We start from the raw sequence: 14,629 nt of genomic DNA on the forward strand, positions 1-14,629 counted from the left end.
GATTTCGAGCCCCGCCAGCCGGGACTCTCACACCTAGCCACCATCGGCTACCGCAACCAAGGGGTTGATTCAACCATGGCCAAAACGTCCCTGGACAAGAGCAAGATCAAGATCCTGCTGCTCGAGGGCGTCCACCAGAGTGCAGTGGACAATTTTCTCAACGCCGGTTACACCAATATCGAACACATGCCGACGTCACTGGACGAAGAATCACTGATCGAGAAGATCCGTGATGTCCATTTTATCGGCATCCGCTCTCGTACCCAACTCAACGAGCGAGTGTTCGCGGCAGCAGAAAAATTGGTTGCGGTAGGCTGTTTCTGCATCGGCACCAACCAGGTCGACCTGACCGCCGCCCTGGTGCGTGGTATTCCGGTCTTCAATGCGCCTTACTCCAACACCCGTTCGGTAGCCGAGCTGGTATTGGCTGAATCCATCATGCTGCTGCGTGGCATCCCCGAGAAGAACATCGTTGCCCATCAGGGCGGCTGGATGAAGAGTGCAAAGAACAGCCACGAGGCACGAGGCAAGACGCTGGGCATCGTCGGCTATGGCAGCATTGGCTCACAGCTCTCCGTGCTGGCTGAAGCCCTTGGCTTCGACGTTATCTATTACGATGTTGTCACCAAGCTGGGCATGGGCAACGCCCGCCAGGTCGCCAGCATGGAAGAGTTGCTGGCTCGCTCCGACGTTGTCAGCCTGCATGTACCGGACCTGCCGTCTACCCGCTGGTTGATTGGCGAAGCGCAAATCGCGCTGATGAAACCCGGCGCTATCCTGATCAATGCCGCCCGCGGCAGCGTGGTAGTGATCGAAGCACTGGCCGAAGCCATCAAGGAAGGCCGCTTGAATGGCGCTGCCATTGATGTCTTCCCCGTTGAACCCAAGGGCAACAACGAAGAATTCGTCAGCCCGCTGCGCGGCCTGAACAATGTCATTCTGACCCCGCACATTGGTGGCTCCACTCTGGAAGCCCAGGAAAACATCGGCGTCGAAGTCTCCGAAAAACTGGTCACTTTCTCCGACAATGGAACGACCATCACTTCGGTCAACTTCCCTGAGGTCGCACTACCGGCGCACCCGGACAAGCATCGCCTGCTGCACATTCACGACAACGTTCCAGGCGTGATGTCCGAAATCAACAGGGTACTGTCCGAGAACGACATCAACATCTCCGGCCAATACCTGCAGACCAACGAAAAGGTCGGTTACGTGGTCATCGACGTGGACAAGGCCTATGGCCCGAAGGCCCTGGAAGCTCTGCGTGAGGTCAAGCACACCCTGCGCGTACGCGTGCTGTATTCCGAGGCCAACTATGCAGGTTAAGACCTCGCAGGTTAAGACCGTGCAGGCTGACAAGCAGGCAGGTTAACAGCCTGCTTGCCTAAAACGGGTTTCCTCCCGAGGTATCCCGCGCTAGTCTCTAGTTGTGCAGAATCGCCATCCTCCGGGGTGGCGATTTACGTTCTTCCAGCCTTGTGATTCTCAGCCTTGAGAAAGGATACCTCGAATGCCAACCGGACTGGCTTATCTTGTCGTGGTACTGGTATGGGCCTCGACACCGCTCGCCATCAAATGGAGTGCTGAAGCGGGTGCCCCCGTCGGCAGCGTCATGCTGCGCATGGGTCTGGCATTGGCAGCCGGGGCCTTGATTCTTCTGCTATTACGTCGTGCTCCTCGCCTCGATCGCAAGGCGCTGACCAGCTATGCGGCAGCCGTCCCGGGGGTATTCGGCGCCATGGCGCTGAGCTATCACGCCTCTCAGTTCCTGCCTTCCGGCATGCTCTCGGTGATGTTCGGCATGGCACCACTGATTTCGGGCCTGATTCTTCAGGCACTTCCTGGCGCCACCCGACTCAAGCGTTGGCACTGGATCGGCTGTGCCCTGGGGGTCGCCGGCCTTGCCGTGGTCTTTGCCGATAGCCTGACACTGGGAGGACACCAGCAGTTGACGGCACTGATCATGATGCTGGCAGCCGTGACCCTGTTCAGCGCCAGTGGCATTGCCGTGCAACGTGTCGCCGCGGGTCTGCAACCGCTTACCCAGACAGTGGGAGCGCTAGCCATGTCGATGCCCTGCTTTCTGGTGATATGGCTGGCCAGTGGAGAGCCATTGTGGATACCTCTGACGCATCGAGGCCTGTGGGCCGTCCTGTACCTGGCCCTATTTGGTTCGCTGATTGGCTTCCTCTGCTATTACCTGATTCTGTCACGCCTGCACGCCGCCACCGTGGCGCTGGTCACACTGATCACACCGATACTGGCCATGACGCTCGGCATGCTGCTGAACCAGGAGTCGCCATCACTTTCCATGCTGCTGGGTGCTGCCTTGATCCTTGTCGCTCTGGGCGCCTATCTGTTTGGTGATCGGCTAGCCAAGCGCTCGGCTCAAAAGCTCAACAGTCAGCATGAGGATGCTCCACCAGCTCGATGAACGGATAGAAGCACTGAGGCATTCAGTGCTTCCCTTCCAGTCATCATACTCCTTGCTCCAACAGCACCTTAATATTCGCATAAGCCGAAATAAGCCGGTCTTTCCAGGGATGCTTGACATCCCTGCTCCGGCCTTTCATTTTGTACACAATAACAGCACAACATTGCGCACCAAACTGGTACACACTCGGCATTCATGCACCACAAGGAAGAGAATCCTTCTCTTCTGCCTTGCCGAGCAGGTTCCAGCGAAGGCACCTGAACCAGGTATCCCACCGAGAGCGAGCCTCGTGGCGGGCCAAGATGCTTGGGTAACCCTTCGCCTAGCGAAGTCACCCAGGAGGACAACATGATCCAGACCACCGCATCTTCCCTTGATACCGCCCAGAACACCCTATGGGTCCGCCACCCTCTTGCCGTCAGCGACCCGGAGGCAGCCGGTGGCGTAGTGATTCAAGGCCAACGTATCGTCGAAGCCGTGCCTCAAGGCGCGACGCCAGCCACTCCTGTCGATCAGGTCTTTGACGCTTCCTCTCATGTACTGCTGCCAGGCCTGGTCAATACCCATCATCATTTTTACCAGACGCTGACCCGGGCCTATTCGCCGGCGCTCAACAAGGAGCTGTTTCCTTGGCTGACAACGCTATATGACGTCTGGGCCAATCTCACCGAGGATCAATTGGCCCTGGCCAGTGAGCTGGCCATGGTCGAGCTGTTGATGAGTGGCTGCACGACAGTGGCAGACCATCACTATGTCTTCTCCGGGGCACTGCAGAGTGCTATCGACATTCAGGTCGAGACAGCCAGAAGACTCAAGGTGCGTGCCGCCCTGACCCGAGGCTCCATGAGCGTGGGCAAGGAAGACGGCGGCCTTCCACCGCAGTCGGTGGTGCAGGATGAAGCCACCATCCTTGCCGAAAGCACTCGCCTGATCGATGCCTACCATGAACGTGGTGAAGGCGCCATGATCACCCTGGCCCTGGCTCCCTGCTCACCCTTCTCGGTCAGCCGTGAATTGATGCAGGAAAGTGCTCGCCTGGCCGAAGAGAAGGACGTTCGGCTGCATACCCACCTGGCCGAGACTGAAGACGAGACAAATTACTGTCAGAAACTGTTTGGCATGCGCCCACTGGATTACCTGGACGCGACTGGCTGGCTATCCAGCCGTACCTGGCTGGCACATGGCATTCATTTCAATGACGAGGAAGTACAGCGCCTGGGCCAGGCTGGTACCGGCATTGCCCACTGCCCATCTTCCAACATGGTGCTCGGCTCCGGCATGTGTCGAACACTGGAGCTGGAGGCAGCAGGTTGCCCCGTTGGCCTGGCCGTGGATGGTTCAGCCTCCGCCGACCATTCCAACCTGGCCGAGGAAATGCGTCAGGCCCTGTTGATCGGGCGCCTGCGCTACTCACCAAGTCAGGTCCGCCATCAGGATGTGATTCGCTGGGCCACGCAGGGCTCCGCCGGCTGCCTGGGACGCACCGACATTGGTGGTCTCAAGCCCGGACAGCAGGCTGATCTGGCCATGTTCAAGCTCGACGAAGCGCGTTTTTCCGGAGCAGAAAATCCACTGGCGGCTCTGCTGCTATGCGGTGCCCATCGTGCCGACCGGGTGATGGTCGCTGGCCAGTGGCGCGTGGCAGGTGGCATGCCCCTGGATGTCGATCTGGAAATGTTGCTGGCTCGTCACGATGCCGCAGCCCGGGAGCTACGCAAGGCGGTGTGAGACACCAGGCTAAGGTGCTGATCTGAAACGCCGATATAAGCCGATATATAACAACATGATCAGGCAAGACAGTAGAGCGGCACCTCATTATTTCATACGGTCACCGTGACCACTGGAGTTCGCACCGGAAGGACCGGACGAGCACAGCACACGGTCTCCGGGGTTTCTATAACGACAACAGGAGAACCCTGCCATGCCAACCAACGAGTCGACCACTGAGAGCGCAGAAGAACGCCGAGTACGCAGTACCCATGACGTCAATGCCATGCCGCCGCTCACCCGAGCCATTCCTCTCGGTCTGCAGCACGTGCTGGCGATGTTCGTGGGTAACGTCACTGTTCCCATCATCATCGCTGGCGCAGCTGACCTTCCTCCAGACCAAACCGCCTTCATGATTCAAGCGGCCATGTTCGTGGCGGGTGTCGCGACCTTGGTACAGTCCCTCGGACTTGGCCCCATTGGTGCGCGCCTGCCTATCGTCATGGGTACCAGCTTCGGCTTTGTGCCGGTATTGATTCCCATCGCTGTTGGCATGGGCTTGCCCGCTGCACTTGGTGCAGCACTATGCGGCGGCATTGCCATGGCCCTGGTTGGCTTGTTCTTGCCTATCTTCCGCTTCCTGTTCCCCCCGGTGGTCACCGGCACCTTCGTCGTCATGCTCGGTGTTCTGTTGATGCCAGTAGGTCTGGCCTACTGGGGAGGAGGCTTCGGTGCAGCAGACTTCGGAGCGACACATAACCTCCTGCTTGGTGCACTGGTCCTGGTCGTCACCCTTGGCCTGCACCAGTTCGGACGTGGCATCTGGTCGGAAACCGCACCATTGATTGGTCTGGTTGCTGGCTATGCAGCTGCAAGCGCCTTCGGTTACATCAGCTTCGATCGCATCGGCGATGCCAGCTGGTTATCGCTGCCAGTACCGATGTACATTGGCCTGGAGTTTCATCTTGCCGCCATCATCCCTGTCGTTCTGCTGGCGATCGTTACCTGTGCCGAATCTATCGGTGATATCGTCGGCACCACGGCCGGCGGCCTTGATAGAGAGCCCACTGCCAAGGAACTGTCCGGCGGGGTCATGGCCGATGGCCTGGCCAGCGTGTTCGCCGCCATCTTCAACGCCTTTCCCCAGATCAGCTTCAGCCAGAATGTCGGTATGGTGGCCCTGACCGGAGTGGTCAGTCGTTATGTCGTCGCCATTGGCGGCCTCTTCCTGCTGCTGGCTGGCCTGGTGCCCAAACTCGGCGCCATTATCTCCAGTATTCCCAATGCTGTGCTTGGCGGCGCAGTGGTCATCATGTTCGGCATGATCGCCAGTGCCGGCATCAAGATGCTGTCTCATATCGAATTCAACAAGCGCAACATGGTGATCATCGGTGTCGCCTTGTCCATGGCAATCGGCCTGCCAGCGCAAGAAGGGCTTTATGCCGGATTCAGTGACAATGTCAAAGCTATCATCGAGTCTGGCCTGATCCCTGGCGCCATCGCCGCTATCGTCCTCAACCTGATACTGCCCCAGCGCGACCGAGAATTCCGCGATAGTATCTAAGCCGTACACTATCACGCGTGACACAAACGGCCTGCTCCATGAACAGGCCGTTTTACTGCCACTATCAACTTTCGTGGAATAGTTTTCCGAAAACGCGACAGCAGCACCCTCAGCAGGTATGCTTAAACGCTGATATATCCAGCCGTATTACGGAGAGCATGAGGTGACGGAAGGCAAACGCAGAACGGCCGGACGCCCGGCATCAGGCAAGTCCAATGCAGGGCACAGCCAATCTCTGGTACGCGGACTCAACCTGCTTGAACTTCTCGCTGCACATCCCGGAGGCCTGGCACTGTCGGATGTCGCTGAACAGGCGGACCTGGCTCCTTCAACGACTCACCGGCTGCTGCAAGCCCTGCAAAGCCAAGGTTTCATCACCCAGGACGAAGCCCTTGGCCTGTGGCGCATCGACGTGAAGACCTTCCGCATAGGCAATAGCTTCCTGGAAGCGCGGGACTTTGTCGGTGCCAGCCGTCCCTTCCTGCGTCGGCTCACTCACCTCACGGGAGAAACCGCCAACCTCGGCGTGCGCGATGGGGCAACAGCGGTCTTTCTGGCTCAAAGCGAATCCCCCCAGATGATGCGCATGATCACACGCCTGGGTTCACGCGCTCCATTGCATGCCTCTGGCGTCGGCAAGGCATTGATGGCCTGGCTGCCTGACGACGAACTGGAGAGAGTGCTGGCCGAGCGCGGCCTGGACCAGGTAACCCCCAATACGCTGAGCACCCCTGCCGCCTTGCGCCAGGCCATGGCGGAAATCCGCCAACATGGTTACGCCTGCGACCGCGAAGAACATGCTATTGGCCTGCACTGTGTTGCTGCCTGTATTCATGATGAGCACGGCATTCCGCTGGCAGCCATTTCTGTCTCTGGCCCGGTGGCCCGTATCCCCGATACTCGCCTGGCCGGGCTCGGAGAACTGATCCGTGAAACAGCCGCCGAGATCACCGCTCTGCTGGGTGGTCGCATCCCTGACGCCAGCAACTTCCGGCCGTGAGGGCTACGTCATGAATCAGGTGGCGAATCATGCCTGGCGCAGCTATCGCAGTGCGCCGCCCTCTGGCACCAGGATTTTGAAGGCATGTGAGATCACCCCAGGTAAAAGCCGTTGCGTCAGTGTCGAAAGCGTAAACGGTCGTTTCCCGTTACTCATGGTACGCAGCCACGAAGGCAGGCTATACAGCTACGTGAACGCTTGCCCCCATCAATATCTGCCACTGGATGGCCGCGGCGACAAGGTGCTGAGCCAGGATGCCTCCCTGTTGATCTGTACCGCCCATCAGGCAACCTTTCAGGTACATAGCGGCGCATGTATCTCCGGACCCTCAACAGGTGAAGCTCTAGATCCTGTGCCAGTCGTCGAGGATGATGAAGGCTGGTTGTTGATCGGGGAATGAGGCGCCATGCTCCAGCGATGGCACATTCACAAGCGCAAGAACCGGTTCACATGATGAATCGGTTTTTTGTGAAACGGTGTCTCTTGAAAAGAGCACTGGCCAGAAACTTCCCAGGCTCCCCGAGCGACTACTCCGCTGGACTATCGCTCCCAGACATTTCTACCCGGTCATCGGAACGATCCTGTGGCCGAGACCCATCTGCCTGCTCCAGACGGTCGAGCTGTCGCTCCAGCTTGTCCATCAAATTGAGCAAGTCGCGATATTCACCAACGCTGAGGGTGGCCACCAGATCGGATTCCCACTGGCGAGCCTCCGGTATCAATCTGGTCAACAGCATCTTACCTTCTTCTGTCAAACATAGGTCATGGACCCGCTGATCTCGTGCCGACGGCGTACGCTGGATCAATCCTCGATCCTCCAGAGACTGCACTGCCCGGGAAATTCGCGCCTTGTCCATGCGCGTAGCCTGACAGATCTGCTTGGCCGTCAACTCATCGAGATAGGATAACCAGGCCAGCACTCGCCATTGGGCGACACTGAGCTGATGACGCTCGGCGTACTCACGAGCCAACGCCTGGCTGGCACGGTCGGCCAGGCTGTTGAGCCGATAAGGCAGAAACTGCTCCAGGTTCAGTTCCGGCTTGGCATTCGATGACGGCTCTTTCCTGGCCATGGGCAACTCCGAGTCATGCTCTGACAGCAATAGAGCAAATGCGGCAAAAACAGCACGATACCGGGGAACATCAACACCAGCAACGTTCAGTGCCCCTCTATAAGTAAGAGGGGAAACAACAGGATTGACGACAAGATGATCTCTGATATTGCGACAGGCCGTAGCTACCAGCCACTATAGAATCAGCCTGGACCCACCAGCACATTAGTCTCTATTGAAACTTTCATCATGGCAAGAAAGGTGAAGATATCAACCTGATTTCTTGTTTTCCTCTGCTGCTTTCCTATCACTCTTCCACATAAGCCACTCTATCCATCATCACAACAAAGTCTTTTTTATCAAAACCTTAATAACACACTACAAATAACGTCTCTGCCTTGCTAGACCTATGTCTAACCGTGCTCTAACTGTTTGATAAATATATATAATCATCACCTTTTATCAGCACGCCACTGTTCTTTGCCATGGCCCGACTAGACAATTAGTTTCATCAACAACTATTCTGATGACAGTGACATGGCCTCGCTCTGCTTCTGGAGGCCTCTTGATCAAACAATCTGCATCACATGCCGATCAGCTTCCTGCTGAGGAATCCATCATGTCTGAACTCGAGTACCAATCCGGCTTCCGCAATCACTTCGCCAGCGAAGCATTACCCGGTGCTTTGCCTGAGGGGCAGAATTCTCCTCAGCGTTGTGCCTACGGCCTTTATGCAGAGCAGCTAACAGGATCGGCCTTCACAGCACCACGTCACCATAACCTGCGCAGCTGGCTGTATCGCATTCGTCCGTCCGTAGCCCAAAGCGCCTATCGTCCACTCAACAACGGCGGACTGGCCACCTCGCCATTGGTAAAGCCTGCTGCCGACCCCAACCAGATGCGCTGGGACCCTGTGCCGCTGCCGCAAGCACCTGCCGATTTCATCGACGGCCTCACTACCATTGCTGTCAATGGCGATGCCGCAAACCAGACCGGCTGCGGCGTGCATGTCTATGCCTGCAACAAGAGCATGACCGAGCGCTTCTTCTACAATGCCGACGGGGAATTACTGATCGTGCCGCAACTGGGTACGCTGCTCGTCCGGACTGAGTTAGGCACCCTGGAGGCCAGCAATGGCGAGATCGTTGTCATCCCGCGCGGCATCAAATTCCAGGTGCGTCTGGCTGACGGTCACGACAGCGCCCGAGGCTATATCTGCGAAAACTATGGCAATCCTTTGGAACTCCCCGGCCTAGGCCCCATTGGTGCCAATGGTCTGGCCAACCCACGCGATTTCCTGAGCCCGGTCGCCGCCTATGAAGACCTTCAGGGTAACTTCGAACTGGTCGCCAAGTTCTCTGGTCGTCTGTGGACGACCAGTCTCGACCACTCGCCCCTGGATGTCGTCGCCTGGCACGGAAATTACGCGCCTTATAAATACGACCTGGCCAACTTCAATACCATCAACACGGTGAGCTTCGATCACCCGGATCCATCGATCTTCACCGTGCTGACTTCCGCCTCCGACACGCCAGGCATGGCCAACGTCGACTTCGTCATCTTCCCGCCGCGGTGGATGGTGGCCGAAAAGACCTTCCGCCCGCCTTACTTTCATCGCAATCTGATGAGCGAGTTCATGGGGCTGATCCATGGCGAATATGATGCCAAGGCCGAAGGTTTCACCCCCGGTGGCGCCAGCCTGCACAACTGCATGTCACCTCATGGCCCCGATGCCAGCACCTTCGAGAAGGCCAGCGAAGCGAAACTGGCACCACAATATCAAGAGGCTACCCTGGCCTTCATGTTCGAGAGTCGTTATGTCTTCCATCCTACTGAACAGGCACTGGAAGCCGATTTCCGTCAGCGCAATTACGTCGATGTATGGCAGGGCCTGAAGTCCCACTTCAATCCTGGCCAACGTTAACCACTACATAACAACTTCTCTGAACAAACTTCCCTGAACAAGGATTTCCGTATGAAGCTCGCATCTCTGAAGAGTGGCCGTGATGGCGAACTCATCGTCGTATCTCGCGACCTGAGCCAGGCGGTACGCGTGCCGCAGATCGCGACCACCCTGCAACAGGCCATCGAGAACTGGGACAAGCTGGCGCCGCGCCTGGACGACGTCTATCAAGCGCTGAACAACGGTAGTGCCGAAGGGGCCTTTGCCCTCGACCAGAGCACTCTGCATTCGCCGCTGCCGCGCACTCATCACTGGGCCGATGGATCGGCTTACCTCAACCATGTACAGCTGGTACGCCAGGCACGTAATGCTCAGATGCCGGAGACGTTCTGGACCGACCCTTTGATGTATCAGGGTGGAGGCGATCGCTTTCTAGCTCCCCAGGACGATATCGAAGCTGTCAGCGAGGAACATGGCATCGACTTCGAAGGCGAAATCGCCGTGATCACCGATGACGTGCCCATGGCGGTGACTCCCGAACAGGCCGCCAGCCATATCAAGCTGGTCATGCTGGTCAATGATGTCAGTCTACGTGGGCTGATCCCTGGCGAGTTGGCCAAGGGTTTCGGTTTCTTTCAGGCCAAGCCTGCCTCCAGCTTTTCACCGATCTGCGTGACACCGGACGAGCTAGGAGATGCCTGGAAGGATGGTCGTGTGCACCTTCCGCTGACCGTACACCTGAACGGCGAAAAATTCGGTGAGCCGGAAGCCGGCCCGGACATGGTCTTCAACTTCCCGCAGTTGGTGGCCCATGCCGCAAGGACTCGCTACCTGGGAGCCGGAGCCATTATTGGCTCGGGCACGGTATCCAACCCTGATGCCGATGGCGGCCCCGGCAAGCCGGTGGTTGATGGTGGTGTCGGCTACAGCTGTCTGGCAGAAGTGCGCATGGTCGAACAGATCCTGCATGGCCAGGTGAAAACACCCTTCATGCACTTTGGCGACAAAGTTCGCATCGAGATGTTCGACCGTGATGGCAACAGCATCTTTGGTGCGATCGACCAGAAAGTGGTCGAGTACAAGGCCTGACGCATATGGCCGCCCCTTCATCTTGTCCAGGGCGGTATGCTTCATTCAGAGGGAGCCACATTGCATGCAACTGTACGGCTACTTCCGCTCATCAGCGGCTTATCGCGTACGCATCGTCGCCAACCTCAAGGGGCTGGAGCTTGACCAGCTTCCCGTCAACCTGGTCAAAGGGGAGCAGCGCACGAATGCCAATCTGGCGCGCAACCCCCAAGGCCTGGTGCCAACACTGGTGACAGATGAAGGGCATGCCCTGAACCAGTCGCTGGCGATTTGCGAATATCTGGAAGAGCGCTATCCGACTCCAGCCATCCTGCCGAGCGATCTGGAAGGGCGCGCCCGAGTGCGGGCCCTGGCCCAGGTCATTGCCTGCGAGATTCACCCACTCAACAACCTGCGGGTGCTCAAGCACCTGACCGGTGAGCTGGGTGTGTCCGAAGAGGAGAAACTGGCTTGGTATCGCCACTGGGTCGCTACCGGCTTCGACGCCCTGGAAGCCATGCTGAACGATGGCCATAGTGGGGATTTCTGTCATGGGAGTAGCCCGACGCTGGCCGATGCCTGCCTGGTGCCTCAGGTGTTCAACGCCGAGCGTTTCAAGTGCGACCTAGTTCCTTACCCTAGAATTCAAGCCATTGCCGCACGTGCCCGAGCACTGCCCGCCTTTGCCAAGGCAGCGCCGGAAGCTCAAGTTGATGCCAACTGAATATCTTTCAGTCGCTGGCATCAGTCCTGGGGTACGGGCTATTCCGTACCCTGCACTTTCAACCCAGGCCGAACATCAGCCTTACTCCGTGATGACTTGCACCAACGCCCGCCCAATATCGGCGATAGCGGCATTGCTCTCTTCCATGCTGGCTTCGGTCTCAGTGAGATAGATGGCCGCGATAACAGGCTGGCGCTGCGGCGGCCATATCACCGCAATGATGTTGCGGGAGCCATATCCTCCCGCGCCGGTCTTGTCGGCAATGCGCCAGTCCTGAGGGATCGCAGCGCGCAGCAGGTCATCCGCCACCTTGTCGCCCAGCATCCAGTCTTCCAGTTGCTGACGGGACTCTGCTGATAGTGCATCACCAAGCAATATCTTCTGCAGGCTCTGGCACATGGCCTCTGGTGTCGACGTATCTCGAGGATCGCCCGGCGTGCCCTCGTTGAGCTCGGTTTCCCAGCGATCGAGACGCGTCACGTCATCACCAAGAGTACGCATGTATTCGGTCAAGCCTTGAGGGCCACCGATGGCATCCAGCACCAGGTTTGCCGCGCTGTTGTCACTCCATTGCAACGCCGCCTGACATAGCTCCCCAAGGGTCATGCCCTCGTCACCGACATGCTTTTCTGTCACTGGAGACCAGTCCACAAGGTCACTCTCGGCAAAGGTGATCCGCCGCTCCAGGTCCTCTTCACCTGCATCGACTCGCGCCAACACCGCCGCACTGGCCAGCGTCTTGAAAGTGCTGTTCAACGGAAAACGTTCACCATTGCGGTGCTGCCAGAGGTTTCCTGTTTCCGTATCAAGGATCGAAGCGCCCAACCGAGCACCAAGCCGCGCTTCGGTGTCCTCCAGAGCCCGAGACAGCTCATCATCTTCAGCCCACGCCAAAGGTACACCCGTTGCCATTAGCGCACCGGCCGCCACCAGCGCACCCGATATCTGCATGAATTCCCGCCGCGTGAATGAACGCTGCACAACAACCTCCTTTTGCTGCAAAAAGCTAGATCCTGTACGAAAAGCGTCAGTGGTCATCCGCCGACCTTTCTCACACGATCAGATTCCATGGAAAAGACACTACCCCGACCACCCGAACCCTCTGTGCAGGCTTGTCGCGACAGCATCACATAAAACGATATTCTGAAATACATTACTTCCCGGCAGGTTGCCAAGCACGCAGCAATACCCAGGTTCCCAGCCCCCAGGCACCATTGACCAGGAAACCGATGGGGAAGATGGCCAGGTTGATCCCACGCCCCTTGAGCGGAAATACCACCAGCATGGCCACCAGCGTCAGGGCAATGCCACCAAACAGTCCGGACTGCCACCAACTGAGAATATTCACCTTCCGTGCAGAACAGATGGCAATCATGACCAGCCCCCAGACTCCTCCCCAGAAGCTAGCCGAGAACCAGGCAGGCACTCCCAACGGCGCCACGGCTTGTGTCGAATATGGCGCGAAAGGGACCACCCCATAGGCATGCAATAGCCCCACCACCGGCTGGTGGAAACACAGCACCGCGAGAAAACCTGCACTAAAGCCCAATAGATAACGATTCATAGTGCTCCCTGCTTCACGACAAGCGTTACGTTCGATGGCTGATACTAGCGATTGATATACCCGGCTGCAGATATGGCTGTAGATAAAGTAGACAACAATCCCGCTCGTTGTGGTGCTTATTGTTTATATGCAGACTTGATAAGGCCTTTGCTCTTCAGGTTCGACATCCCATCATCCAAGCAGCGCCAGATGTCGACGCATGGTCTGAACAATATGCTCGGCCGTCTCATCGTTCAGGCGGTAGCGCGGCACACTGACGCTGATCGCGCCAGCAGCACGGCCATCGACGCCATATACCGCATGGCCGAAGCAGATGATGCCCAGCTCATTTTCTTCATCATCCAGCGAGTGCCCCCGCTGGCGGGTGAGCGCCAGCTCCCGGCGCAGACCATCGAGATCGGTAATCGTCTTTGCCGTGACCGACTCCAGCTTCAGTTGCTTCAGGTACTGCTCTCGCGCCTCGTCGTCCAGAGCCGCGAGATAGGCCTTGCCCACTGAGGTGGAGTGCATCGGCACCGGCATGCCGACGTAGGAGGCCATACGTACGGCCTCCACCGACTCGACCTTGTCGATAAAGGTCATGTGGCAGCCATAGGGCACGCCAAAGTGCACGGTCTCGCCAGTCTCGCTGCTCACCCGTTGCATGACACCTCGCACTCGCTCACGCAGGCTGCTACGTGACAACGACTGTTGCGCCAGATGAATCAACTGACGACCCAGCACATACTCGCCACCGAGCGGGTTGCGTTCTATGAAGCCTTCCTGCTCGAGCGTATTGAGAAGGCGGTACACCGTTGGCCTCGGCAATCCAAGACGGTTTTGAATGTTCCTCGGTGACGCTTCCGCGCCAAGCTCGGGAATGACCTGCAGTAGGCGAAGCCCCTTGATAACGGCGGCAGCCCCCTGCACGCCAGAGGCTCTGGAGGTGGAATCGGTATCTTCGCTCATGGCCGCTCCCGACGAATGTCTAATAAAGCAATCCACTGCCCTGGTTTGACGCCCTTGCGGGAGTGGCATAGTTTTTTATTGTCCATATTATGAATCTAATGTCCACATTATGGACAGAGGAAAAGATGCCACATACTCAAGAACAACATCAGCGCATGCCCTACCAATATGCACAGCCCGCCGAGGCAGCGGCCGAGATCGTCGTGCCTCATGCCATTCCCGAAGACGAGCGAATCTGGGTACCACAGGCAGAGAACGTCGACTTCCGCCCGCTGTGTCTCAACACTTCTCAGGGCTACTGGGTCAATCTGCTGCGCGTGCGCAAATCCGGAGTACTCAGCCGTCATCGGCACCCCAACCCTGTGCACGGCGTGGTGCTCAAGGGTCGCTGGCGCTATCTGGAACACGACTGGGTTGCCAGCGAAGGCAGCTATGTCTACGAACCGCCAGGCGAGACTCACACACTGGTGGTGGATGATGATGTCGAGGAAATGATCACGCTCTTCCAGGTCAATGGCGTGATGTATTACGTCGATCCCTGGGGCAAGCATCTGGGGTTCGAGGACGTCTTCACCAAAATCGACATGTGCCGCAAGCATTACGAGAGCTGTGGCCTGGGCCGGGACTATGTCGATCAGTTCATCCGCTGAGTCGCTCTCCCTTCC

Annotated in this window: 14 protein-coding genes; 10 read left to right on the plus strand and 4 right to left on the minus strand. The window is 57.7% G+C overall.

Going from position 1 to position 14,629, the window contains the following annotated elements; translation table 11 throughout:
- The first annotated feature begins 75 nt into the window (after window positions 1-75).
- From serA to Q1K07_RS02145, 6 genes are all read left to right on the plus strand, one after another.
- Window positions 76-1,326 (plus strand): phosphoglycerate dehydrogenase, encoded by a 1,251-nt coding sequence (gene serA / locus Q1K07_RS02120; RefSeq protein WP_300307100.1) that lies wholly within the window; start codon window positions 76-78, stop codon window positions 1,324-1,326.
- Window positions 1,327-1,510: 184 nt separating this feature from the next.
- Entirely contained in the window at window positions 1,511-2,434 is a 924-nt protein-coding gene (locus tag Q1K07_RS02125; protein ID WP_300307103.1) for a DMT family transporter, read from the plus strand.
- A gap of 348 nt (window positions 2,435-2,782) precedes the next feature.
- Entirely contained in the window at window positions 2,783-4,162 is a 1,380-nt protein-coding gene (locus Q1K07_RS02130) for an 8-oxoguanine deaminase (protein WP_300307106.1), read from the plus strand.
- A gap of 193 nt (window positions 4,163-4,355) precedes the next feature.
- Window positions 4,356-5,705 carry a nucleobase:cation symporter-2 family protein gene (locus Q1K07_RS02135; RefSeq protein ID WP_300307108.1) on the plus strand — a complete coding sequence of 450 codons (1,350 nt, stop codon included), beginning with the start codon at window positions 4,356-4,358 and terminating at the stop codon, window positions 5,703-5,705.
- Between the two features lie 163 nt (window positions 5,706-5,868).
- Window positions 5,869-6,705 (plus strand): IclR family transcriptional regulator, encoded by an 837-nt coding sequence (locus tag Q1K07_RS02140; protein WP_300307112.1) that lies wholly within the window; start codon window positions 5,869-5,871, stop codon window positions 6,703-6,705.
- A 10-nt stretch (window positions 6,706-6,715) separates the two neighbouring features.
- Window positions 6,716-7,105 carry a Rieske 2Fe-2S domain-containing protein gene (locus Q1K07_RS02145; RefSeq protein ID WP_300307115.1) on the plus strand — a complete coding sequence of 130 codons (390 nt, stop codon included), beginning with the start codon at window positions 6,716-6,718 and terminating at the stop codon, window positions 7,103-7,105.
- A gap of 127 nt (window positions 7,106-7,232) precedes the next feature.
- Here the strand turns inward: Q1K07_RS02145 and Q1K07_RS02150 are convergent, their stop codons facing one another.
- Entirely contained in the window at window positions 7,233-7,778 is a 546-nt protein-coding gene (locus tag Q1K07_RS02150) for a MarR family winged helix-turn-helix transcriptional regulator (protein ID WP_300307118.1), read from the minus strand.
- 595 nt (window positions 7,779-8,373) lie between these two features.
- Between Q1K07_RS02150 and hmgA the strand changes: the two genes are divergently transcribed.
- From hmgA to maiA, 3 genes are all read left to right on the plus strand, one after another.
- The gene (gene hmgA, locus Q1K07_RS02155) at window positions 8,374-9,681 is read left to right on the plus strand and encodes a homogentisate 1,2-dioxygenase (RefSeq protein WP_300307814.1); all 1,308 of its coding nucleotides are present in this window, start codon (window positions 8,374-8,376) and stop codon (window positions 9,679-9,681) included.
- Window positions 9,682-9,732: 51 nt separating this feature from the next.
- Complete coding sequence (locus Q1K07_RS02160) at window positions 9,733-10,749, plus strand: fumarylacetoacetate hydrolase family protein (protein ID WP_300307120.1); 1,017 nt, start codon at window positions 9,733-9,735, stop codon at window positions 10,747-10,749.
- Window positions 10,750-10,813: 64 nt separating this feature from the next.
- A complete protein-coding gene (gene maiA, locus Q1K07_RS02165; protein WP_300307123.1) occupies window positions 10,814-11,452 on the plus strand; it encodes a maleylacetoacetate isomerase in 639 nt (212 codons plus the stop codon).
- 81 nt (window positions 11,453-11,533) lie between these two features.
- Here maiA and bla read toward each other — a convergent pair whose 3' ends face one another.
- The 3 genes from bla to Q1K07_RS02180 form a co-directional block, all read right to left on the minus strand.
- Window positions 11,534-12,364, minus strand: a complete 831-nt coding sequence (gene bla / locus Q1K07_RS02170) for a class A beta-lactamase (RefSeq protein WP_300307817.1) — start codon at window positions 12,362-12,364, stop codon at window positions 11,534-11,536.
- 241 nt (window positions 12,365-12,605) lie between these two features.
- Window positions 12,606-13,016, minus strand: a complete 411-nt coding sequence (locus Q1K07_RS02175) for a hypothetical protein (RefSeq protein WP_300307126.1) — start codon at window positions 13,014-13,016, stop codon at window positions 12,606-12,608.
- A gap of 171 nt (window positions 13,017-13,187) precedes the next feature.
- Window positions 13,188-13,964 (minus strand): IclR family transcriptional regulator, encoded by a 777-nt coding sequence (locus Q1K07_RS02180; RefSeq protein ID WP_300307129.1) that lies wholly within the window; start codon window positions 13,962-13,964, stop codon window positions 13,188-13,190.
- 125 nt (window positions 13,965-14,089) lie between these two features.
- Between Q1K07_RS02180 and Q1K07_RS02185 the strand changes: the two genes are divergently transcribed.
- Complete coding sequence (locus Q1K07_RS02185; RefSeq protein ID WP_300307132.1) at window positions 14,090-14,614, plus strand: 2,4'-dihydroxyacetophenone dioxygenase family protein; 525 nt, start codon at window positions 14,090-14,092, stop codon at window positions 14,612-14,614.
- Window positions 14,615-14,629 lie beyond the last annotated feature (15 nt).

Source organism: Halomonas sp. (assembly GCF_029263665.1).
Taxonomy (GTDB): domain Bacteria; phylum Pseudomonadota; class Gammaproteobacteria; order Pseudomonadales; family Halomonadaceae; genus Halomonas.